At 73.0% G+C, this 23,517-nt stretch carries 15 protein-coding genes and 1 pseudogene; 10 read left to right on the plus strand and 6 right to left on the minus strand.

What is annotated here, in order from left to right; genetic code table 11:
* Window positions 1–201: 201 nt before the first annotated feature.
* Window positions 202–3,147, plus strand: coding sequence for a toll/interleukin-1 receptor domain-containing protein (locus AC559T_RS28140; RefSeq protein WP_498870635.1), 2,946 nt, complete (start codon window positions 202–204; stop codon window positions 3,145–3,147).
* A 3-nt stretch (window positions 3,148–3,150) separates the two neighbouring features.
* Here AC559T_RS28140 and AC559T_RS28145 read toward each other — a convergent pair whose 3' ends face one another.
* Entirely contained in the window at window positions 3,151–3,561 is a 411-nt protein-coding gene (locus AC559T_RS28145) for a winged helix-turn-helix transcriptional regulator (RefSeq protein WP_498870636.1), read from the minus strand.
* Window positions 3,562–3,843: 282 nt separating this feature from the next.
* Between AC559T_RS28145 and AC559T_RS28150 the strand changes: the two genes are divergently transcribed.
* Together AC559T_RS28150 and AC559T_RS28155 are read left to right on the plus strand one after the other, a co-directional pair.
* On the plus strand, window positions 3,844–4,938 hold the full coding sequence (locus AC559T_RS28150; protein WP_020462300.1) for an LLM class flavin-dependent oxidoreductase: 1,095 nt from the start codon (window positions 3,844–3,846) through the stop codon (window positions 4,936–4,938).
* Between the two features lie 600 nt (window positions 4,939–5,538).
* Window positions 5,539–6,237, plus strand: a complete 699-nt coding sequence (locus AC559T_RS28155; RefSeq protein WP_071065286.1) for an alpha/beta hydrolase — start codon at window positions 5,539–5,541, stop codon at window positions 6,235–6,237.
* A 20-nt stretch (window positions 6,238–6,257) separates the two neighbouring features.
* On the opposite strand, the gene AC559T_RS28160 is transcribed toward AC559T_RS28155, so the two are convergent.
* From AC559T_RS28160 to AC559T_RS28170, 3 genes are read right to left on the minus strand one after another with little or no spacing between them, the layout of a single operon-like run.
* Window positions 6,258–7,628: an FtsX-like permease family protein gene (locus AC559T_RS28160; RefSeq protein WP_112107679.1), complete on the minus strand. Its 1,371-nt coding sequence runs from the start codon at window positions 7,626–7,628 to the stop codon at window positions 6,258–6,260.
* A gap of 2 nt (window positions 7,629–7,630) precedes the next feature.
* The gene (locus AC559T_RS28165) at window positions 7,631–8,485 is read right to left on the minus strand and encodes an ABC transporter ATP-binding protein (protein WP_498870637.1); all 855 of its coding nucleotides are present in this window, start codon (window positions 8,483–8,485) and stop codon (window positions 7,631–7,633) included.
* 55 nt (window positions 8,486–8,540) lie between these two features.
* Window positions 8,541–11,741, minus strand: coding sequence for an AfsR/SARP family transcriptional regulator (locus tag AC559T_RS28170; protein WP_498870638.1), 3,201 nt, complete (start codon window positions 11,739–11,741; stop codon window positions 8,541–8,543).
* 294 nt (window positions 11,742–12,035) lie between these two features.
* Here AC559T_RS28170 and AC559T_RS28175 point away from each other — a divergent pair, with 294 nt between their 5' ends.
* The 4 genes from AC559T_RS28175 (at window position 12,036) to AC559T_RS28190 (ending at window position 15,464) form a co-directional block, all read left to right on the plus strand.
* Entirely contained in the window at window positions 12,036–12,548 is a 513-nt protein-coding gene (locus tag AC559T_RS28175) for a flavin reductase family protein (RefSeq protein ID WP_112105212.1), read from the plus strand.
* Complete coding sequence (locus AC559T_RS28180; protein WP_498870639.1) at window positions 12,535–13,446, plus strand: MBL fold metallo-hydrolase; 912 nt, start codon at window positions 12,535–12,537, stop codon at window positions 13,444–13,446. Before AC559T_RS28175 ends, AC559T_RS28180 begins: the two co-directional genes overlap by 14 nt.
* A gap of 63 nt (window positions 13,447–13,509) precedes the next feature.
* Entirely contained in the window at window positions 13,510–13,713 is a 204-nt protein-coding gene (locus AC559T_RS28185; protein WP_498870640.1) for a hypothetical protein, read from the plus strand.
* Between the two features lie 164 nt (window positions 13,714–13,877).
* Complete coding sequence (locus tag AC559T_RS28190) at window positions 13,878–15,464, plus strand: MFS transporter (protein ID WP_112105213.1); 1,587 nt, start codon at window positions 13,878–13,880, stop codon at window positions 15,462–15,464.
* Here the strand turns inward: AC559T_RS28190 and AC559T_RS28195 are convergent.
* Window positions 15,438–16,190: pseudogene (locus AC559T_RS28195) on the minus strand (ABC transporter permease); the annotation flags it as partial. The gene AC559T_RS28190 and the pseudogene AC559T_RS28195 sit on opposite strands and share 27 nt — an antisense overlap.
* Window positions 16,191–16,343: 153 nt before the next feature.
* Here AC559T_RS28195 and AC559T_RS28200 point away from each other — a divergent pair.
* Window positions 16,344–17,387, plus strand: a complete 1,044-nt coding sequence (locus AC559T_RS28200; protein WP_498870641.1) for a 3-oxoacyl-[acyl-carrier-protein] synthase III C-terminal domain-containing protein — start codon at window positions 16,344–16,346, stop codon at window positions 17,385–17,387.
* 72 nt (window positions 17,388–17,459) lie between these two features.
* Here the strand turns inward: AC559T_RS28200 and AC559T_RS28205 are convergent, their stop codons facing one another.
* Window positions 17,460–19,037 carry an ABC transporter substrate-binding protein gene (locus tag AC559T_RS28205; protein WP_498870642.1) on the minus strand — a complete coding sequence of 526 codons (1,578 nt, stop codon included), beginning with the start codon at window positions 19,035–19,037 and terminating at the stop codon, window positions 17,460–17,462.
* Window positions 19,038–19,632: 595 nt separating this feature from the next.
* On the opposite strand from AC559T_RS28205, the gene AC559T_RS28210 reads away from it, so the two are divergent.
* A complete protein-coding gene (locus tag AC559T_RS28210; protein ID WP_498870643.1) occupies window positions 19,633–20,898 on the plus strand; it encodes a hypothetical protein in 1,266 nt (421 codons plus the stop codon).
* A gap of 71 nt (window positions 20,899–20,969) precedes the next feature.
* The gene (hypF, locus tag AC559T_RS28215; protein WP_498870644.1) at window positions 20,970–23,357 is read left to right on the plus strand and encodes a carbamoyltransferase HypF; all 2,388 of its coding nucleotides are present in this window, start codon (window positions 20,970–20,972) and stop codon (window positions 23,355–23,357) included.
* The last annotated feature ends 160 nt before the right edge of the window (window positions 23,358–23,517 follow it).

Raw genomic sequence — 23,517 nt, forward strand, 5'->3', positions numbered from 1 at the left:
CGTTGACGGTCCGGCTAACATGTCGCTCGACGGTGGCGAGCGGGGGTTCCAGTGACGGTCGACAACGAGGATGCGCCGGATCCACCGACGCGCGGGGGTCCGCCAGCCGGAACGACGCCCCCCGACCTGGACGAATCGAACAGGACGCCAGGATCCGATGGTCGTCTTCGCTACGATGCCTTCCTTTCCTATAGTCATGCGTTGGACGGTAGGCTCGCTCCCGCGGTCCAGCTCGGCTTACACCGCCTCGCGAGACGGTGGTACCGGGCACGCGCGCTTCGGGTGTTCCGGGACAAGACCAGCCTCGCGGCAAGCCCCGATCTCTGGGGGGAGATCGAGCGAGCGCTGGAGCAGAGCCGCTACCTGATTCTGCTCGCCTCGCCGACGGCGGCGGCATCACCATGGGTGCGGCGGGAAACGGAGTGGTGGCAGTCCCACCGGAGCTCCGACACGCTGCTGATAGCGCTCACAGACGGCACCCTGATCTGGGGCGATGGTGCGGCCGGTTTCAGCGGTACCGCGGACGACGCTCTCCCACCCGGCCTTCGTGCCTGGTTCGACCGGGAGCCCCTCTGGGTCGATCTGACCTGGGCCCGCGAGCAGAACCTCTCCGTTCGGCACAGCCGGTTCCGGCAGGAGATCGCCACCCTGGCGGCCCCGATTCATGGCATCAGCCGTGACGATCTGGAGAGCGAGGACATACGACAGCATCGCCGACTACTGCTGTCGGCATATTCTGCGGTCACCGTCCTGGTCGTCCTTCTGGCCGCCGTGATCGCTTTCGGGGTACGGACCCAGACTGCCCAGCGCCAGGCCGAGGCCTCCCAGCGGACGGCGATCTCTCGTAGCCTCATGGCGGCGGCCGACGCCGCGCGCGGGGCTGACCCGCAGACCGCCCTACGCCTCGGAATCGCCGCCCATTCCATCGGCGGCTCCGTCGAGACCTCGGCCAGCCTGGTGGAGACCCTGACTACCAGTCACTATCTCGGCACGCTCCCCAGCTCGGCCGGTGACATCCAGCAGGTGATCCACTCGCCCGACGGGCGGTTCCTGGCGACCCTCACCGAGGACAGGGCAGATGACGTGAACGAGGGCGCAACCGTGGTTCTGTGGGATGCGGGCGACCCCGCGTCCCGGCACCCGGTGGGCAGAACCTCGATTACGGGCAGTCAGGCCGCGGTCTGCGGTGCCTTCGCCTCCGACGGCAGTTTCCTGGTGGTCTCGACTGAGCGCTCGATGGCGATCCTGGACCTGGCCGACCCGGCCGCGCCCAGGCCGGTCGGTATGACGTTCCAGGAGCCCCTGAGCGACCTCGGCCCGATCCATTCCGTGGCGATCTCCCCGGTCGCCCCGGTGCTGGCGACGCTGCACCAGTCCGCGGACGGGAATGTCCTACGCCTCTGGGACCTCGAGCACCCGGATCGCCCGATTCGTCTCGCCGAGGTGGCGGGAACGGTCGGTGGCTCTGGCTCGCTCGCCTTTTCCCCCGACGGCCGTGTGCTCGCCGCCGGCGATGGTGACTACTCCCCGGGAAACGGGGATCTGACTCTGTGGAACGTCACAGACCCCGCCTCACCCGCGCCGTTCGGCCCGACCATCACCGACTTTGACGGTGCCGTGCAGGCGGTCGCCTACTCCCCCACCGGTCAACACCTCGCGCTCGGGATCGGAAGTGGCGGAAACACCTTCAGCTATGGCTCCACGCTACTGCTCGATGTGGGTGACCCAGCCGCTCCCCGGGTGACGCAGATGACCGTAGACGCCGGAACGGGGGCCGTCTACGCGGTGGCGTTCTCACCCGACGGCCGCGTCCTCGCAAGCGGCGGAGCCGACTTCACTGTTGCGACCTGGGACCTCAGCGGTGACAGTCCATCCGGTTCACCGAGGCAGCTCACCAGGCCGCTCTCGGGTCATACCGCGGTCATCGAGACGTTGAGTTTCCGCCCGGTCGACCGGGTTGACCCGGTCGACCCCGCAGCGGAAGGACCGGATGCCGGCTTTGTTCTTGCTTCCGGCAGTTTTGACCGGACCGTGATGATGTGGAACGTGCCAGACGTCCTTCGGCCGCGGCCCACCGAACATTCCTCCACCGGCGCCGACATCTCCTATCTCGCCGGAGACAGGAAGAGCGGCCTCGTCGCCGTGGGGAGCTCCGCTACCGACCGGGTGACGTTCTGGGACGTCGCAGGCGCCGACGGACCGCGGGCCGTCGGCGCGCCGCTGACAGACCTCCCCGGCGTCAGCCTGGCCGCCTTCTCCCCGGACGGCTCGCTGTTCGCGGTGGCGACCGACGAGCAGATCGTGTTGTGGGACATGACGACCCCGCAACGCCCCCGGCGTCTGCCGACATCTCTCGCCCCTGCGCGGTCGCGGGTCATGTCCCTGGCTTTCACCTCCGACAACTCCATGCTGATCGCCGGGGGCAGCGACGGGGATGTCACCTCGTGGTCGATCGCACGGCTGGCCGAGGAGGGCTCGTCCACCGGCGGACCACGGCTGCCCAAGATGTCGCACACGGGCCTCGGCAGTGGCGGGGTCACCGTCGCCCCGAACGGAAAGCTGCTCGCGACAGCGGCGGGTGGCACCGCCGAGTCCCTGGTGCTGTGGGATATCTCGAGCGGCCCCCCTCGGCGGCTCGGCGAGGCCACGACACCTTTCGTCGGATCCATCATGACAACGGCCTTCTCCCCGGACAGCCGGATCCTGGTGGGGGGAACTCTCGACGGCCATGCGGTGGTCTGGGACGTGGCGGAACCAGCGACCCCCAGCAGGATCGGGGACCCGCTCACGCTGGGCATCGCGGACCGCGTCGACTCGGTCGCCTTCGACGGGGACGGCAGAACCCTCGTGGTCGGCGCGTTCGGCGGGCGGGTGGGGCTCTGGGACCTCACCGACCAGTCCAGGCCACGCCCACTGGGTGAGCTGGTGTCGGGCGCGCTGGCCCCCCTGACGTTCTCGACCGGCGGGCAGCTCGTGTCCGCCACCGACTCCGGCTCACTCACCCGGTGGGATCTGAGCCCACTCGAAGAGGCTCGCGACGATCCACTGCGGTTCGCCTGTGCTCGCGGCGGTACGGGCGGGCTGTCCCCACGCGCGTGGGCCTTCTACGCCCCGGGAATCCCCTACCGTGATCCCTGCGACGACTGACGCTCAGGAGCTGCGGGCGTCGTAGCGCCGGCGGGCCTCGTCGATGCCGTCGGCGTTGCGCACAGCCCAGTCGAGCAGCGAGGCGACAGTGTCGAGCAGGGTTCGCCCCAGGCCGGTGAGCTCGTAGTCGACGCGCGGGGGCACCTGCGGGTGCACCGTGCGGGTGACGAGCCCGTCCCGCTCGAGGACGTGCAGCGTGCTGGTGAGCATGCGCTGGTTGATACCGGGCAGCGCCCGCTTCAGCTCACTGAACCGGCGCGGGCCGGCGCTGAGCTGGGTGACGACCGCGACCGACCACTTGTCACCCACCCGGTCCATGTTCGTCCGAACACGGCAGTCGGCCTCGTCCTGGGGCTCCCAGGCGGCGACGAGCGAACCGCGCTCCGCCGGCTGCATCGGCACGTTGTGGGTCACCGCGACCTCCGGTCGGTGGTTGACGGCGGCTCTCTCTTGCGCAAATACTACTTTCCGTGTCGATGAAGTTGAGATTGATCCGACGTCTCGTCGTCGACCTCGCGCGCAGCGGCAGCATGCGCTGTTCCTGAGACGCTCCTCGGCCACGCCGGCCGCCAGGACGTCCGACCGCTCCCGCGCCGCCTCGTCACGATCCGGTCGCTCGAGATCCGGTCCCGTCCCACCTGGTGGCCTTGACGTGGCGAATGCCGACGCCACGTCCCCTCCGCCGGGAGCCCACGCATGTCCCTGACCTTCCACTGGTTCCTGCCCACCTCCGGCGACGCGCGCGACGTGGTCGGCGGCGGGCACGGCGCACCAGCCACGGCGAGCACCCGCGGCCGGCCGCCGACACTTGAGTACCTCGGCCAGATCGCCCGCTCGGCCGAGCAGCTCGGCTTCGCCGGCGCCCTGACGCCCACCGGTTCGTGGTGCGAGGACGCCTGGCTGACCACGGCGATGCTGGTCGAGGCGACGAAGCGGCTGAAGTTCCTGGTCGCCGTACGGCCGGGGCTGGTCTCGCCGACGCTGGCCGCACAGATGGCGTCCACGTTCCAACGGCTCTCCGGCGGGCGGCTGCTGCTCAACGTCGTCACCGGCGGCGAGGCGGACGAACAGCGCGGCTACGGCGACTTCCTCGACAAGGACGACCGGTACGCCCGCTGCGACGAGTACCTGTCGGTGCTCTCCGATCTGTGGCGGGGACGGACCGTGGACGTCGACGGCCGCTTCGTGCGGCTGAGCGGGGCGCGGCTGTCGCGGCTCCCCGACCCGCCACCGGAGATCTACTTCGGGGGCTCGTCGCCGGCCGCGGTCGAGGTGGCCGCGCGCCACGCCGACGTCTACCTGACGTGGGGCGAACCGCCGGACGCCGTCGCCGCCAAGTTCGCCGAGGTCCGGTCCAGGGCCGAGGCGGCCGGGCGGGCGCCGCGCTTCGGGCTGCGCGCCCACGTCATCACCCGGGACACCGCCGAGGACGCCTGGGCGGCGGCGCACCGCCTGATCGCCGGCCTGGACGCCCGGACGGTCGCGGCGGTGCAGGAGCAGCTGGCGCGCAGCGAGTCCGAGGGCCAGCGCCGGATGCTCGCGCTGCACAACGGGTCGACCGCGAAGCTGGAGATCTTCCCGAACCTGTGGGCGGGGATCGGGCTGGTCCGCGGCGGCGCCGGGACCGCCTTCGTCGGCAGCCACCACGAGGTGGCGGACCTCATCGAGACCTACCACCAGGTCGGCGTCACCGAGTTCGTGCTCTCCGGGTATCCCCACCTGGAGGAGGCGTACTGGTTCGGGGAGGGTGTGCTCCCGATCCTGCGTGCCCGGGGCCGATGGTCCCCGTGACCTCGACCCCCGTCCTGGACGGAACCGGAAATACCACCGCCCGGCCCCGCGGTACTTTCGTCAGGCAGACCCGGCCGGGCGGATTTCGTAATGGTGTTGACATCCGCGCCGTGACGGCACAGAGTTGGACCATGCTCCGGCCGGGTTCAACGACACCTCGGTTTCCACGGGCGACACCTCGGTTTCCACGGGCGACACAGCAGTCTCTAAGAGCGACCCGGCGGCTCCTGCAGACGACACGCCTCGTAATCCGCGGCCACATCGATTTCCTGCGGGTGGCGTCGGCCGCCTGTACGCGGTCACCCGCCAGCTGACCTCACCGAGGGCGAGCCGAGCCAGGCCACCAGGACGGATTCGTCCGCCCGCTCGGCCCCACGATTCCGGTGTCGGCTCTTCCAGCGACGGCAGGCGTACCTTCAGCGACGTCCACTCCGGCGCTCTTCCGATTTTTTCGGTAACAGCCGTGTTCTCTCTCATCCTGCGTGGCATGTTTTCTTTGGGCTGCCCACCGGGCGGTCTTTCTTACCGCCACTCCCATCCTCGCCTGGGCCGTCTCGCGCGTTCCAACCGCACCGGCCCCCATTTTCCCTGGAGCAGATCATGCATTCTCCGACGGACACCCGGAACCCGATCCGGTCCGGCCGCCAGGTGCGCGGTTTCGTCGGCCGCGCCGCGACCCGGTTCTGGCCCGCCGCCGACGCGGGCCGGCCGCCGCGGGCCTCGATCGTGATGATCCCCGGCCGCGGCGAGAGCGTGGACAGCTACGAACGGACCGCCGTGCGGCTGGCGATCGACGGCTACGACGTGACCTACCTGTCCACCCAGGAGCACGGCGCCGTCGCGCTGGCGGAGGCGCGGGTGCCCGGCGTGCCGTTCATCCTGCTCGGTTCGGACACCGGGGCCCTGCGCTCGCTGTCGCTGGCGGGCTCACCGGCGCTGCGACCCGACGCCCTGATCCTGCTGGGACTTCCCCTGGTGCACCAGCCATTCGCCGGCGAGCTGCCGACCGAGCTCCCACCGCGCGTGCTGCCCGACCTGCCGGTACTGCTGATCCACGGCGAGCAGGACGAGACAAGCCCGCTCCACCTCACCAAGATGATCACGCGGACGGTGAGCACGGCTCGACTGACGACCGTGCCGGGTGGGCACCAGATCATGACCGGGCCCGGAGTGCGCCTGGTAGCGGCGCTCACGGTGCTGTTTGTCGAGACCCTGCGCCAGATCGAGGGCGTGGGAGGCGGGCGGGCCCGCCTCGCGCGCGTCCCACGCCAGCCCGAGCCCGCCGCGAACCGGCTGTGACGATGTCGGTTCCCTCCAGTTCAGGCCGCCACCGCCACCGCCTCGACGGCGGGCGCCCGCAGGGCCCGGCGTGCCGAGCCGAGCAGGGCGGCCAGCGTCGCCGCCACGGCCACCGCCGCGGTACCGAGCCAGATACCCACCTCCGGGTCGGGCAGCCAGCTGTCGGTCTTGGCGTAGCTGAACGGCAGCACGGTGGGCAGCGCGGCGACGGTGCCGATCACCAGCCCGGCGACGGTCAGCACCGCGCCCTCCAGGATGACCATGCCCAGCACCTGGCGGCGGGTCGCCCCGGCGAGGCGCTGCTGGCCGAACTCCCGGCGCCGGTCGGTGGTCGCGGCGACCAGCGTGTTGATCAGCATGATGCAGGCGAACAGCACGATCATCCCGGTGACCACGAAGTTCAGCGTCTCGATGGCATCGTCCTCGGCGTTGGTCACCACACCGGCGGCCGCGTTGGCCTCGTTCTGGATGACCTGCATCCACAGCGTGCCCACCGATATGCCGACGAACAGGATCACCGGGGTCAGCGCGGCCGCCAACTGGGCGGTGCGCTGCCGCAGGTTGAGCACCGCCAGGTAGCCGCTGACGCCGCCGAACCGCTGCACGGGACGGGCCAGCACCGCGGTCGCCCAGCGCACCAGCACCGGCGCGAAGAACGCCATCCCGATGCCGAACAGGATGTCCGCCGAGCCGGCGAACTGCATCGAGTCGAAGCCCTCGGGGCCGGCCGCCGCGGCCATCACGCTCAACTGCAGACCACCGAGAAGGAACAGCACGCCGGTGATGATCCGGCCCCTGCCCATCCGCCCGCCGCCCGCACTCGCGTCGGCCGCGCTGCTCAGCGCCTCCACCACCCGCATCTTCGCGACGCGCCGCGCCGTCAGCACCGCCGCGCCCGCGGCCCCCAGCACGCTGACGCCGAGGCCGGTGCCCAGTGCCACCGGCCCGTAGGCGAAGGCCACATCGTCGGCCACCTGGTCGGTGGACTTCAGCAGCGCCAGCAGCCCGCGCCCGGCCAGCGCCCCTATCGGGACGGCCACCAGTGCCCCGGCCAGCGCCAGGAGTACGGCCTCGCCCAGGATCATCCGCCGCAGCTGGGCGGGGGTGGCGCCGACGCTCTTGAGCAGCGCCATCTCCGTGGCCCGCTGCCGCACGCCGAGGGTGAGCGTGGAGGTGACCGCGAAGGCCACCAGGGCCAGGCCCCAACCGCCCACCACCGTCGACATGGTGACCAGTGTCTCCTGATCGGTGTCCGACACTCCTTCGGCGGCGCCGGTGTCGGACAGCGAGCCGAAGGCCATCACCAGCACAGCACCGAGGAACACCGCCAGGAAGCTTGCGGTGAAGGCGCTCATCCGTCGCCGTAGCGACCGCACAGCCAGGGTGAACATGATCAGATCCCTCCGTTGCCGGCGCCGGTGCCGGCGGCTGCGTAGGCGCCGCTCGTGCCCCTGTTCCGCCCCTGCCGCGCCACCTCGTCACCCAGGTGCGTCAGCCGCTCCGCCACCGCCTGCGCGGTCGGGCTGGACATCTGCCCGGCGAGCCGCCCGTCGGCCAGGAACACCACCGCGTCCGCGTGGGAGGCCGCCACCGGGTCGTGCGTCACCATCACCACGGTCCGCCCGAAGGCGCGCACCGACTCCTGGAGCAGACCCAGCACCTCCCGGGCGCTGTGACTGTCCAGCGCGCCGGTCGGCTCGTCGGCGAAGACCACGCTCGGCTCCGAGACCAGCGCTCGGGCGATGGCGACCCGCTGCTGCTGCCCCCCGGAGAGCTGACTGGGCAGATGGTCGAGCCGCTGCCCCAGGCCGACCCGCTCCAGGACGGCGCGCGACCGCGCCGTGTCGATCCGCCGCCCGGCCAGCTTCAGCGGCAGGGTGGTGTTCTGCATGACCGTGAGCGTCGGCAGCAGGTTGAACTGCTGGAAGACGAAGCCGATCCGCTGCCGGCGGAACTTCGTCAGCGCCGTCTCGCTCTTGCCGCCCAGCTCGATGCCGTCCACGAACACCGTGCCGGCCTCCGGTTCGTCCAGACCGGCCGCGCAGTGCAGCAGGGTGCTCTTGCCCGACCCGGACGGGCCCATCACCGCGGTGAACGTGCCGCGCGGCAGCGCCAGCGAGACCCCGTCCAGCGCGGTCACCCGGGCGCTGTCATCGCCGTAGACCTTACGCACCCCCACCAGCCGCAGGGCCTCGGTGCTCTCCTGGGTCGTGCTCCGTGTGCTCCGTGTGCTCCGTGTGCTCGTCATGTCGGCACCATCGGCGCCGGCGCCTACCGTCGGCTGACCGCCCGCTGACCGCCACCTACCGCCGCCGGGCGGCTCCCGTCCCCAGCTCGGCCAGCGCCGCCTCCACTGTCATCGACGCGCCCCGCCGCCGGGCCTGATCGAACCGCTGGGCACCGATCAGGTTCCGCACCCGGGCCGCCGTCCGCGCCGCCTCCGGCTCCCTCGCTGCCTCCCCGCCGCGCACCGCCTGCCCCAACCCCAGCAGCAACGCGGCCCGTTCACCGTCGCCCGTCAGCAGCACCGCCCCCGCCAGGCCCTCCACCGCGCAGGCCGCCTCGCCACGATCGCTGCCGCGCAGCGCCACGTCCAGCGCCTCCCGGTGCCGGGCCAGCGCGCCCTCCACGTCGCCCTCCGCCTCGGCCACCCGGCCCAGGCCCACCAGCGCCCGCACCCGGGTCACCTCGCCGAACACGAGCTCCGCGGCCGCGTCGCGCAGGGCCAGTTCGTACAGCCGTCGTGCCGCCGCGAGGTCGCCGTCCAGCCGGGCGACCTCACCCAGCCCGCAGCGGGCCGAGCCCAGCTCGTCGGGCAGGCCGTCTCGTCGGGCCGCCGACTCGGCCCAGGTGAAGTCGGCGCGCGCCGCCTCGAGATCCCCGGCACGCAGCAGCCCGTAGCCCCGGCTGCACCGCATGTTCACCGCCGCGGCCACAGCGCCCAGCTCTCCGGCCGCCGCGATGCCCTCCGCCCACAGCTCCAACGACCGCGCGTGGTGCCCCCGCCGTGACGCCAGTGTCGCCGCGGCGTCCAGGGTCTCCGCCGCCCCCAGCCGGTCCCCGATGGCGCGGAAGCCGCGCAGCGCCGCGTCGAACTCCCGCTCCACCCCGTCCTCCGCATCCCCCGCGAACAGGCCCAGATAGCCCCTCCCCATCCGGACCAGCGCCTGCGACCAGGGGTCGGTGCCGACATGCACCTCCGGGCGCTCCCGGCTGGCGTCGGTCGGCCCGGCCGCCGTCGCCCACAGGAAGCTGAGATACGGATACCGCGGCGGCGCGATCCGGCCCGACATGATCGACTCGGCTCGCCGCCACCACTCACGCTGCCCAGGGCGGTCCCGGCCATCGGCCCTCGCGTTCAGCACGCACAGTACGTACTCGTCGTCCAGCCCTTCCGGTATTTCCCGGCCGACCGTACGCAACAGCTCCGCCGCCAGCGGCGCGGCCTCCCCGCGCAGCCCGCGCAGGAACCAGTACCCGCTCAGCACGGCGACGAGCCGCAGTGCCCGCTCCGGCGCCGTGGGAATGGAACGGCGCAGCGCCGCCAGCAGATTGCGGTGCTCCGCGTCCAGCCGCCGCAGCCACTCCAGCTGCTCGGACCGCCGCAGATGCGGCTCCGCCTCGCCCGCCAGCCGCAGAAACCACTCCGCGTGCGCCGCCTGCAGCCGCGCCTCCTCCCCGGACTCCGCGAGCCGCTCGGCGCAGAACTCCCGGACGGTCTCCAGCATCCGGTACCGGCCGGCCGCGTCCACCTCCGCCAGCGACTTGTCCACCAGCCCGACGGCCGCTTCGACCGGGTCGTCCAGCTCGTCGCAGGCGCAGACCTCCTCCACCGCCCCCAGTGGCGCGCCCCCCACGAAAACCGTCAGCCGACGAGCCAGCGCCTGCTCCTTGTTGTCCATCAGGTCCCAGCTCCACTCCACCACCGCACGCAGCGTGCGGTGTCGCGGAGCCGCCGTCCGCTCCCCACGCCCCAGCAGCCGGAACCGGTCGCCGAGGCGGGCCTCCACCTCGGCGAGCGGCAGCGAGCGCAACCGCGCCGCAGCCAGTTCGAGGGCCAGCGGCAGCCCGTCCAGCGTGGCGCAGATCCGCAGCACCGGACCCACCTCCGCGTCCCCCAGCGCGAAACCGGGCCGTACCGCCGTCGCCCGGTCCACGAACAGCCGCACCGCCGCGAAACCGAGCGCCCGCTCGGAGGTGACTCCGTCCGCCTCACCGCCCGCCGGAACCTCCAGCGGAGCCAGTGGCCACAGCGACTCCCCCGTGATCCTCAGCGCCTCCCGGCTGGTGGCCAGCACCCGCACCCGCGGACACGCCCCGAGCAGCCGCCGCACCAGTTCGGCCGTCTCCGCCACCACGTGCTCGCAGTTGTCCAGCACCAGCAGCGCTTCGCGCTCGGCGAGCGCGGCGACCAGCCGGCCGACCGGGTCCGGCCGCATCCCCCCGCCACCCTTCAACGGCCCCGCGTCATGCAGCCCCAGCGCTCCGACCACCGCCTCGGCGACGCCGCCTCCCGACCCGTCGGCACTCACCACCGCCAGGTCGACGAACCGGGCCTCGACGCCGGTCCGCTCCACCGTCCTTTCCGCCGTCCGTCCGGCCACCTCCAGCGCCAGCCGGGTCTTGCCCACCCCACCAGGGCCCACCAAGGTCACCAACCGCCCGGCGGCCAGCAGCCCCCCGACCCGGGCCAGTTCCTCCTCCCGGCCCACGAAGCTGCTCACCCGCGCGGGCAGCCCGGGCCCGACCTCCCCCCGCCCCTGGCCGGGCCGCACCTCCCCCCGCAGCACCGCCAGATGAACCTCCGCCAGCTCCGCGGAGGGATCGGCCCCCAGTTCCTCGACCAACAGCTGTCGTGCGTCCTCGAACACCGCAAGCGCCTCGGCCTGGCGGCCCGCCCCGGCCAGCGCCCGCATCAGCTGTCCCCGCAGCCGCTCTCGTAACGGATGCTCCCCCACCGCCTCCTGCAGCTCGGCCACCAGCGCCGCATGCCGCCCCAGCGCCAGCTCAGCCTCGGCCAGGTCCTCCACCGCGGCGACGCGCTGCTCCGCCAGCCTGATTGTCTGCACGGCGGCGAACGGCGCATCCACCACGTCGGCGAGCGCGGGTCCCTGCCACAGCCCAACCGCCTCGCGCAGCAGCGCCGCCGCATGGGTGTGCTCGTCCGCCTCCAGGGACCGCCGCCCCTCTCGTACGAGGCGCGCGAAGCGGTGCACGTCCACCTGCTCCGGGTCGGCCGCCAGCCGGTACCCGGCCGGGTGCATCTCGATCGGCACCGCCACCCCCGCCGCCCGCAGCCCGCGGCGCAGCCGCGACACCTGCGACTGGAGGGCGTTCACGGCGCCGTCGGGCGGCTCCTGGCCGTACAGGCCGTCGATCAGCTGCTCCGTGCTGACCACCCGGCCGGCGTTCAGCGCCAGCAGGGCGAGGAGCGAGCGCGGCCGCGGCCCGCCGACGTTCACCGTCGCCCCCTCGCCGGACCGCACCTGAAGTGGCCCCAGCACGCTTATCCACATGGTCTGATTCTCGCCTGCGCCGCGCGGACGGCTACTCCTTCGCACTTCCGCGACAACCTGCTCGAGTTCTGACTAGCCGTCAGTCGTGCCACGGCACCCCCACCTCGCCGTCTGTCGGCGCGGGAAATCCCATGCCCGGAACGGGAAGAGAAAGCGGTCGAAGCATGTCCTAGGTGAGCAAGGTGATGCGGGCGCGCGGCGCGGAGGCGAGCCCGCGAGAGGCGTGTCTCCGGCCGGAGACACGAGTGGTCGCGGGAGACTCCCGACGAGAGGAGACCTTGGATGGTCAACGCGCGACTGACCGCCATCAACGCCACTGCGGTCGACCAACGCCTGCTGCGTACGACGTTCGGCTGTTTCCCCAGCGGGGTCACCGCCGTCTGTGGGCTCGCCGGCCGGGAGCCGGTCGGGATGGCGGTGAGCTCGTTCATTTCGGTCTCCCTGGATCCGCCGCTGGTCTCGGTGTGCGTGGCTAACTCGTCCACCACCTGGCCCCGGCTGCGGGCGCTCGGCCGACTGGGCGTCAGCGTCCTCGGGGAGGCCCACGACCTGGCGGCGCGTCAGCTCTCCGCCCGCGACGGTGACCGGTTCGCCGGCATGGAGCTGACCTCGACGTCCGGTGGCGCGCTGTTCGTCGCCGGGTCCGCGGCGACCCTCGAGTGCGAGCTTGTCAGCGAGGTGCCCGCAGGCGACCATCTGATCGCGCTGTTGCGGATCCACGCCCTGGATTCCGACGCGAACGTCACCCCGCTGGTCTTCCACGGCAGCCGGTTCCGGCAGCTTGCCAGCATCTGACAACCAGCCCGTCGCCCGGACCGACCGCTCCGCGGAGGACAGCATCGTGGATCTCGCCACCGGCCTGCCGATCTGCGTCACCTGCGGGGTGCAGTACGCGGCGCCGCGACCGGACTGCCCGGTCTGCGAGGACGAGCGGCAGTACGTCGGCTGGGACGGGCAGCGCTGGACCACCCTCGGCGAGCTCCGCTCGGACGGCTTCCGCGGCCGACTGGAACCCGAGGGCCCGGGCGTGTACGGCATCGGCTCGGCGCCGAAGATCTCCATCGGCCAGCGGGCCCTGCTCGTCACCACGGCGAGCGGCAACATCCTCTGGGACTGCGTGCCCTTCCTCGACGACCACCTGATCGCCCAGGTCACCGAGCTCGGCGGGATCACCGCCATCGCCGTGAGCCACCCGCACTTCTACGGCTCGATGGTCGACTGGAGCCGCGCCTTCGGCGACGTCCCGATCTACGTCCACGCCGCCGACGAGCAGTGGCTCGGCCGCCGCTGCGCCGCCGTCAACCTGTGGACGGGTGACACCCTCACCATCGGCGACGGGCTGACCCTGGTGAACGGCGGTGTGCACTTCGCCGGCGGCACCGTCCTGCATCACGCCGCTGGCGAGGACGGGCGAGGCGCCCTGTTCTCCGGGGACATCCTCCAGGTCGTCCTCGACCGTAGGTACGTGAGCTTCATGTACTCGTACCCGAACTACATCCCGGAACGCCCGGAGACCGTGCGCCGGGCCGTGCGGCTGCTGGAACCCTTCGCCTTCGACGCGATCTACGGCGCGTTCTGGCAGACCATCGTCCGCTCGGACGGCCATGGCGCAATGCACCGCTCCGCCGAGCGCTACCTGCACTTTGTCACCGACCCAGCGCCGGCGGCAGCGGAACAGACGCCGCGGGCCTAATACCGCGACGGAGCCGGCCGGTCGGCACCGGCGCTCCGGTGTTCCGGTGTTCCGCGGAACACCATGATCAACCGTGGCCTGCGGCCGATCGGCCACAGCGGGCCACAGCGGGCCACAGCGGGCGACGGCGCGTCAGTTCGTCATCGCGTCAGCTTCGCCTGGGGCGCGGGCATCCTCGCGGTCGGTGCGATCATCTGCGGGCTCCTGGTGCGCCCCGGCGCCCCGGACACCAGCCAGGCCACCGCGCGGACGGCAGTGCACATGTGAGACCGCAGCTGTGAGATCGACGGGCAGTCCCCGGCCGTGGACCGGGGACTGCCCTGTTGCGGCTGCTTCTGAGGAGCCGATCGGGGCGGATTGGTTGCTTCCAGCACTTCCGCGACAGACGATTGGGCGGCCGGCGCCCCCGCGCCCGCGCGGGGGGAGAGCGGATGCCGACCGAGCCCGGAGAGGGCCGAGCCGGCGGCGACGTGGCCGCGCGACGTCAGGTCCTGCTCACCTGCCTGGCCGCGATGTTCGCGACCACCTTCACCGCGACGCTGCTCACAGTCTCGTTGCGGACAGTGGCCGACGACCTGGGCTCCAGCACCGGGGTGATCTCCTGGGCGGTCACCGGTTCCCTGTTCGCCCTCGCGGTGGCCATGCCCATCCTCGGCCGGATCGGCGACATCCGGGGCCACCGCCGGACGTTCCTGATCGGCACGGCCCTCGCCGTCGTCTTCTCGCTGGCGACCGGGCTCGCGTGGGACGCCGCGTCGCTGATCGGGTTCCGCGTCGTCGCCCAGCTCGCGGGATCGGCGACGATCCCGGCGTCGTTCGCGATGCTGTTCGCGGTCTTCCCGCCGCAGGAGCGGGTGCGTCCGTCGGCGTGGGCGTCGGGGGTGCTGTCCGGGGCGGCGGTCACCGGTCTCGCCGTCGGCGGGCTGATCATCGACGCCGTCGGGTGGCGGGCGGTGTTCTTCATCCAGGCCGGCATCGCGGTCGTCCCGCTGGTCGCGGCGCTCCGCGTGCTGCCGCCGGACCGGGACGGGCTGCGCCGTCCACTGGACCGCACCGGCGCGGTGGTGCTCGCGGCCGCCGTCTTCGCGCTCACCTTCGGGGTGAACCGCGCGGCGGCGTGGGGGCCACGGCCGATCGTGATCGCGCTGCTCGTCGCGGTGGTCCCACTGTTCTGGCTGCTCACCGTGGTCGAGCGGCGCAGCACCGACCCGGTCGTCCCGATGGAGCTGCTGACGAAACGGGACGTCCGCACCGCCGGGCTGGCGTCGTTCATGATCTCCGCCGCGCACCTCGGGAACTTCCTGGTGACCCCGCTGCTGCTGGAAGGGCTCTTCGGCCTGTCGGTGGCCCTGACCTCGGCGGTGACGATGTGCCGCACGCTGTCGATCGCGCTGGCCGCGCCGTCGGCGAGCTGGGTGGGGACGAGGATCGGGCCGCGCGCGCTCGCCTCGGGCGCGGGCGCGGCCTACGTGGTCGCGCTGGCCGTGATGGCGTTCGGCACCCGGTCGGACATGCTGTGGCTGGTCATCGTCGGCCTGATCGGCAGCGGCCTGGCCTTCGGGCACGCGCAGCCGCCACTGATCGTGATCGCGAGCGGCTCCGTCCCGGAGGACAGCTTCGGGCTGGTCGCCTCCCTGCAGCAGACGGCGGGCCAGATCGGCGGCGTCGTCGGCACGAGCCTGCTCTCCGCGGTCGTCGCCGACACGCTCCATCCGGGGCCGTTCGCCGCCGCGTATCTGATCGCCGCGGGATTCGCCCTGCTGGGCGGGGTGACGATCATGCTGAGCTCACGGCACGCCGCCACGGCCACGGACTCGGCTGCGGCTGCGGCCGAAGCGGCCGACGTCCCGGCGGGCCGCCGCAGGCACGGCGTCCGGTCGGTCCTCGGCGTCCGCCGCGACCCCGGGCAGGCGGCTCGGCGCGCCCAGCATGTGAGCGAGCGTGACCCCGGCGATGCTCTCCGCCGCGAGCAGGCCGACCAGCACGATCAGCTGGAAGCGCGCCGCCTGCCCGGGTGAGGCCCCGCCGAACAGCGCCCCGACGAACGCGCCGGGGAGGGTGACCAGCCCGACGGTGCGGGTCTGGTCGAGCGCGGGCACCAGCGCCTCGGAGACGCTGGCGCGGGCGATGTCCAGGCACGCCCGCCGCGATGTCGCGCCGAGAGCGAGCCAGGCCTCGACCTCGTCCCACCGCAGCCGGAGCCCCGCGGCGAGCCGCCGCCCGGTGAGCGTGCAGGACGTCATCGTGCCGCCGACGAGGCTCCCGGTGAGCGCGATCAGGTTCCGGGTGGACGGCTCGAGCGCCCCGACCGCGAAGACCGCCCCCATCGGGAGACCGGCCCCGATCACGCAGGAGACGAGCACCGCCCGGCCGGCGGGCGCGAGCTCGGTGAGCCGGCGGGTCGCAGTCCCCACCGCCGCGGTGAGCATGAGCACGACGACGATCACCGTGGTCGGCGGGGCGGCGAAGACCCCGCGCAGGGCCAGACCGATGACCGTGAGCTGGACGGCGGCACGCAGCGAGGCGGTGAGAACGTCCCTGCGCCGGGCGACCCGGGCCCAGGTGAGGGCCCCCACCGCGAGCGCCAGCAGGAGCAGGAGCCCCGCGCCGAGGCGCAGATCCGCGTGACTACCCACCGGCGGGCGACCGCGGTCCACCGGCGGTCGGGTGCGGTCGGGCCATCCTGGCAGTTTCCCGCGTCCTGGCCCGCGGCGTGCGGCCTGATAACCCTGTGTGCTCGCCACCGCCGGTTCGCGGGGACGTCACCAGGCCGACCGGGCGCCGTTTCCAGGACTTTGCGACACCGCTGACGGTGCCGCCTATCCTTGACAGGTCGATGGTGGTTCCCGTTGTGCCCTGCCGCCCTGCCCGCCACCCGCTGGGGAGATCGCGACCGCATGAGGACTGACACCATCCACGTCAACTCTGCCGCCACCTGGCTTCCCCCGCGCCGGCAGCCGCCCTCCGAGGTGGGCGGAACACTCGAGGACACGGGCTACACCATGCTGGCCGTGTCGGACGGGCCGTCCGCGCCGGAGATGGCGGTGCTCGCCGCCAACGCGGCGCTGGCCCGGGCCGGCTGGCGCGGCGCCGAGCTGGATCTGCTTCTGCACGCCTGGAGCTACTACCAGGGGCACGACTTCTGGTCACCCGCGCACTACATCGCCGACCAGCTCGGCGCCCACGACGCGATGCCCGTCGGGATCCAGCAGATGTGCAACGGCGGTGCCGCCGCACTGCAGTCCGCGGCTGCCCACCTGCTGGGCGATCCCACGATGACCCGCGTCCTGGTCACGACCGCGGACCGCTTCTGCCCCCCGGGATTCGACCGCTGGAACAGCGACCTCGGCGTCGCCTATGGTGACGGCGCGAGCGCGGTGCTGGTAAGCCGGACGAACCCCGCGGAGCTCGCGGAGCCTGCGGCTCCCGTGCCGGCGGGGCTGCGGCTGGTGTCGGTGACCTCGGTGTCGGCGCCGAACCTCGAGGCCATGCACCGCGGCGACGACTCGTTCGGCGCCGCCGCGCGCGCGGCGGCGGAGTCGGTCGACGTCCGCCGCACGAAACGCGCCTACCTGCGCCGCAACGGCAGCTCCGGCTACCGGACGGCCGAGCGGGAGCGTCTCGAGACCCTGCTGGGGCTGGCCATGAAGGAGGCCGGCGCCGACGTGGGCAGCCCGAGGCTGCGGTGCGTGGTGCTGCCGCGGGTGCACCGGAGCCCGTTGCTGTCTGTCTTCGGCCCGATCGTCGAACGGCTGACCGGCGCCGAGGCGGTCGATTTCGGCCGCTCGACCGGGCATCTGGGCGCGGGCGACCTGACCGCCGGCATCGCCGACCTGCTCGACCGCGAGATGCTCGCGCCCGGCGAGACGGCCCTGGTCATGAGCACCGGCGCCGGCTTCACCTGGTCCTGCGCGGCGCTGACCGCACCTGAACCCGCCTGACCCGCGGCACGAGCCGGCAGCCGTGGCGGCTGCCGGCTCCCCGCCCTGGATCAGGGGGCTACCGCTCAGGCCCTACTTCTTGATCCACAGTTCCTCGGGCAGCAGCGAGCCGAGCCCGTACTGCGCGAGACCGCCCACGTTCTTGCCGGAGACGGCGCTGAGCGCGACCCGCTGGAGGAAGATCCCGGGGGTCAGTGCGGTCAACCGCTGCTGGACCGTGTCGTAGGCGGCCTTGCGGTCCGCCTCCGCCGACGCGGTCCGGCCGGTGCCGAGGGCCTCGTTGAGCTGGGGGTCGTCGACCCCGGGCACATTGGTGGCCCTGCCGCCACGGAAGGCCGTGTACAACTTCGGTTCCGGGTCCTGGAAGAACGCGGACGTGATGAACGTGTCGAAGTCGTGCGTCGCGTTCATCTTGCCGTACTCGGCGAGCTGGACGACCTTGACCTGCACCTTGACGTTCTTGAAGCTGCTGAGCTGGGCCTGGACGTTCTCGGCGATCGCCCGGCTCTCGGAGCTGGGGAAGCTGGTGAACGTGAAGGACACCGGCTTGCCCTCGGCGGCGAGCTCGTCGAACAGCCGCTGCGCGGTCGCCCGGTCCGCGCGCCTCAGGGGCGTCTGGGAGTAGAAGGGTGAGGCGTCGTTGAACAGCGTCTCGGCGGGCTGCCCGTCGCCCTCGTAGACCGCGAGGTTCAGCGCCTCCAGGTCGAGCGCCGCGGCCACCGCCTGGCGGGCGCGGATGTCGTCGAACGGCGCCCGGCGCATGTTGAGCGCCATGAAGATGCCGCCGTTGACCGGCCTGCTGATGCTCGGCTGGCCGCTCTCCGCGGCTTTGTGGAGGTTGATCCAGTCCGACTCGATGGCGACGTCCGCGCCTCCGGTGAGCAGGGTGTTGTAACGCTGCCTGGACTCGACGGCCGCGCGGATCGTGAGGGCGTCGAGGTAGGGCCGGGGCGCGTCCCAGTAGCGCGGGTTCTTCACCAGGTCGATGTCGGCCTGCCGGGTCCAGCGCGCGAGCTTGAACGGACCGGCGCCGACGGGGTTCTGCTCGAACGCCTGCGGGCCGCGCTGCAGGGCCGCGGGCGAGGCGATCCAGTTCATCCCCGTGGTGAGGACGACGTCGGCGAAGTTCGGCACCGGGTCGGCCATCGAGACCTTCAGGGTGCGGTCGTCCACCACCTCGGTGGAGGCGATCATCATGGCGTCCCCGCGGTAGCTCGACGCGTTCGCGGGGTCCTTGAGGCGCTCCCAGTTGAACTTCACGGCGGCGGCGTCGAGCGGGCTGCCGTCGGAGAAGACCAGCCCCGGCCGCAGCCGGAGCTCGAAGGTGGAGCCGTTGTCGCTGCTCGTGAACGACTCGGCCATCTTGTAGACGACCTGGCCCTTGTCGTCGTCGATCATCAGCGTCCCGTACAGGGCGTTGCCCAGGACAGCCGTCGCCGCGTAGGCGTTGCCGAGCTTGGCCGGGTCCATGGAGCTGGTGTCGGCCAGCATGAGGATCCGTCCCTTGCCGCCCGCCACCGGTTCCCCGGTGGCACCCGTGGCGGCGGCGCCCGTGGCGCCGTCGCCATCGCTGCCACCACCGCACGCCCCCAGGAACATCGCCACAGCGCACACGGCGGCGGTGGCGAGTAATCGCCTCGTACGGATCATCGTCGTCCTCTCTCCAGTGCCAGATGTCCGGCCCGCGGAAGCGGGGGTCGCTGCCGGAGCGGTGTGAGGGCAGCCACCGCCGAATCGATTGGCCGCGCACGTCACAAGGGCCGTTGGGGAGTGAACTGTGTCACGCGGTTTTAGCGAAGTCAACGTCTACTCAAGCGTGCGGCTACGTACTTTCATTAGCGAGAACTACGTTCTACATGACGAGTCCACCACGGTGTCTGACGAGCCGCCGTGACGACCGCCCACCGGGCCGCTCCGGAGCCCGGGTCGCTCCGGAGCCCGGGCAGCGGCGTCCCAAACGGCCGGGCGCGTTGGTGGCAGCGTCCGCGCACTGTCGATCGGCGTCCGGGCCCTTGGCACATAGCGTTTCCCTGCCGAAGGCGTCCACGCGCCGACGCGTCGCGAGCGGGCCGCGAGGTGCGGGCACCCGACGAGCGGGACGGCGCCGCGGGCCCACCAGCCCGGGAGCGCCCACCCGACGAGGGGGTACCGATGTCATCCGCGCCGCGATCCCAGGAGGGGGCGTCCGGCGACCCGCCGGTGACGCGGCCGAGGCACACGACTCGAACCACGACGGGTGACACAGATGGCTGCAGACGACAACGCCCCCACGGGCACCGACACGTATGCCGGCTGCGCGCGCCCGCAGCCTGTCGGGGTGTTCCCGCTGCCCGCGGGATTCCTGCTGGTCCCCGGCAGCGAGACGACGTCCGGCCTGCGCCGCACGCTGGCGGATGGACGGCTGCCCTCGGCGTGGCCGCCGGAGCTGGCCGCGCTCGAGCTCGCCTACCGCGGCAACGTGATCGCGGCGGTCGAGCTGCTACGCGGCGACGACCCGGTCACCCGCTACAACCGGTTCGTGCTCCGCCCCGCGGGCCGGCCGCCGGAGGACCCGGCCGCGCTGCGCGAGGCGCTCGGCGCCGAGCTGGGCATCCTGGTGGACGTCGTCCGCTTCGCCCTCGGTGAGCTGGACGAGCCGCCGCCGCTGACCAGCGAGACCGGCGAGATCGCGGCCCTGGCGTGGTCCGCGCACGCCGCGCACGCGATGGCCGCCGGCCGGCTCGACGACGCCGCGCGGATGCTGGGCGAGGGCATCGCCGCCGCCGCCGATCCCTCCCCCGGGCTGGCCGCCCAGCTCATGGCGACGGCCGCGGGCCTGCGCCGCGACGCCGAGGGACCGAGCCCCGCGGTCGCCACCGACCTGACCGCCGCGCTGGCGGCACTGGAGCACACCGACCTGGCCACCGGGCGGGCCGAGCTGCATCTGACGCTCGGCTCGGTCCACCACGAGCTGGCCGGAGACGACCTGGCCGGCCTGCGCACCGCCGCCGAGCACTACCTGGCCGCGCTGCGCCTGATCACCGTCGACACCGCCCCGGAGCTGTTCGCGTCCGCGCAGGTCAACCTGGCCGCCGCCTACCTGGCCATGCCGATGAACTCCGCGTCCGACCAGCTGCGGATCGGGGTCGCCATGCAGGGCCTGCGCACCGCGTTGACCGTGTACACCCGCCAGTCCTATCCCGAGCAGTGGGCGAGCACCCAGCTGAGCCTGGCGAACGCGCTCGTCTACGCGCCGTCCGCGCACCGGCGGGACAATCTGGTCGAGGCGGTCGGCCGCTACCAGGAGGTCATCACGACCCGGGAAGGCCTGGCCGACCCGCTCAGCTACGCCCGCGCGCTGGCCAACCAGGGCAACGCGCTGGCACACCTGGGAGCCTTCCCGCAGGCGACGGCGGTGCTGCACGAGGCCCGTTCGATCTTCGAGCAGAACGGCGAGACCGCCGCCGCCGCCGCGGTACGGGAGGTGCTCGACGAGATCACCCGCCACGTCGCGATGAGCCGGGCCACGTGACAGGCCCGCCCGGGACGTCGCCACGGAACCCGGCGGCGGCCCCCGGGCCGGCACCGACGGCGTCAGCGTCAGTGCCGGCGGCATCGCCGGCCGCGGATGACCGGTCGGCCGGCCGGATCCGGCGGCGGGTGACGGTCGAGGGGGTCGTCCAGGGGGTCGGCTTCCGGCCGCATGTCCACCGGCTCGCCACCGCGCTGGGGCTGGCCGGTCTCGTCGGCAACGAAGCCGGCTGCGTCGTCGCCGAGGTGGAGGGCGACGGGCCGGCGGTCGCCGAGTTCCTGCGCCGGCTGGTCGCGCCGGCCCCGCCGCTGGCCCGTGTCGACCGCGTCGCCGTCACCCACCTGAACCGCCGTGGAGACGACGGATTCCGGATCGTGGCCAGCACCTCGGCGGCCGGTGCCCGGACCATGGTGGCGCCCGACGTCGCCGTGTGCGCCGACTGCCTGCGGGAACTGTTCGACCCGGCGGACCGGCGGTACCGCCACCCCTTCGTCACCTGCACGAACTGCGGGCCACGCTTCACCATCATCGAGGCGCTGCCCTACGACCGCGCCACCACGACGATGGCCCGGTTCCCGATGTGCGCACGGTGCGCCGCCGAGTACACCGACCCCCGCGACCGGCGGTTCCACGCCGAGCCCGTCTGTTGCCCGGCCTGCGGGCCGCGGCTGTGGTTCCGCGTGGCGGTCGCGGCCCAGACCGGCCGGGAGGGACCCGAGACGCACGGCACGGACGCCGCGCTGGCCGCGGCCCAGCGCGCCCTCGCCGCGGGACGGATCGTGGCGGTCAAGGGGATCGGCGGCTTCCACCTGGCCTGCGGCGCGGACGACGACCGCGCCGTCGAGCTCCTGCGCGCGCGCAAGGGACGGCCCGACAGGCCCTTCGCGGTGATGGTGCGCGACCTGGCGACGGCGGCCGAGATGGCCGATCTCTCGACCGCCGAGGCCGAACTGCTCACCTCCACGGCCGCTCCGATAGTGCTCGCCAGGCGCCGGCCCGGTGCCCCCCTGTCGGACCGGGTCGCGCCCGGGAGCCCCCTGGTGGGCCTGCTGCTGCCGTACACGCCGGCGCACCACCTGCTGTTCGCGCCGGTGCCCGGCGGCGGCCCGCCCCCGCCCCGGGCGCTGGTGATGACCAGCGGCAACCGCTCGGGCGACCCGATCTGCTTCGCCGACGCCGACGCCGACACCGACACCGGGCGGCTGGCCGGGCTGGCCGACGCGTACCTGCTGCACGACCGGCCGATCCTGCAGCCGTGCGACGACTCGGTCGTGCGGTGGGACGGCGAGCAGGTGCTGCCGCTGCGCCGCTCCCGCGGCTACGTGCCGCTGCCGGTGGACCTCGGCCGTCCGGTGGAGTCCGTGCTCGCCGTGGGCGGCGACGGCAAGTCCGCGTTCTGCCTGACCGCCGGTCGCCGGGCGATCGTCTCGCAGCACCTGGGCGACATGGGCGGACTCGACGCGCTGCTGGCGCTGGAGCGTGCGAGCGCCCGGCTGACCGACCTGTACGCCGCCGAGCCGGCGACCGTCGCCGCGGACCTGCACCCCGGCTACGTCACCCGGGCCTGGGCGGGCCGGCGGGCGGCCGGCCAGGGCGGCCGGACCCACCTGGTGCAGCACCACCACGCCCACGTGGCCGCGCTGCTCGCCGAACACGGCCGCCTCGGCGACACCATCCTCGGGATGGCCTTCGACGGCACGGGCTACGGGCTCGACGGCACGATCTGGGGCGGCGAGGCACTGCTGGTCGGCCCGGACGTCACCCACGCCGACCGGGTCGCGCACCTGCGTCCCGTCGCGCTGCCCGGCGGCGACGCGGCGGCGCGCGGCCCCTACCGCTGCGCGCTGGCCCACCTGGCCGCCGCCGGCGTCGAATGGACGGCCGACCTGGCCCCGGTGCGGGCCTGCTCCCCCACCGAACTGCGGGCGCTGCGGGCGATGGTGGACCGCGGCGTGTCCTGCGTGCCCAGCAGCAGCATGGGCCGCCTGTTCGACGCGGTCGCCTCCCTGCTCGGCGTGCGCCAGCGGAGCACCTTCGAGGCCCAGGCCGCCCTCGAGCTGGAGGCGCTCGCCGCCGCCAGCCGCCGGCCCGGTCCCGCGGTCGCCTTCGGGTTCGACGGCCGCGTGCTCGATCCGGCGCCGGTGATCGCGGAGATCGTCGACGGGTTGCACGCGGGCCTCGCCCCGGACGCGCTCGCCGCGGCGTTCCACCTGGCGGTCGCCGAGGCGGTGACCCGGGTCGCGCAGACGGCCCGGCGCCGCCGCGGTGTCGGCCTGGTTGGGCTGACCGGGGGGGTGTTCGCCAATGTCGTCCTCGTGCGGGCCTGCCGGGCCCAGCTTGCCGCCGCGGGATTCGAGGTGCTCGTCCACCGTGTGGTCCCGCCGGGTGACGGCGGGCTGGCCCTCGGCCAGGCCGCGATCGCCACGGCCGCCGCCCGGGCCCTTGTCGACCCTTGTTAGGCGAACGCCACTTCTGTACGGTTGTTCAGCACAAGTCCGCCCGCGGATGCCGCGATGCCGCGGATGCGGCTTGCGGGCGAGAACGCGGGCCGCGCGCTCCTGTGGATGGCCCGGCGGCGGCGACAGAGGGGTACTCCGACATCGGCCACTGGCTGCGGGC

The sequence above is a fragment of the Frankia sp. Hr75.2 genome (assembly GCF_949319125.1).
Lineage (GTDB): Bacteria > Actinomycetota > Actinomycetes > Frankiales > Frankiaceae > Parafrankia > Parafrankia soli.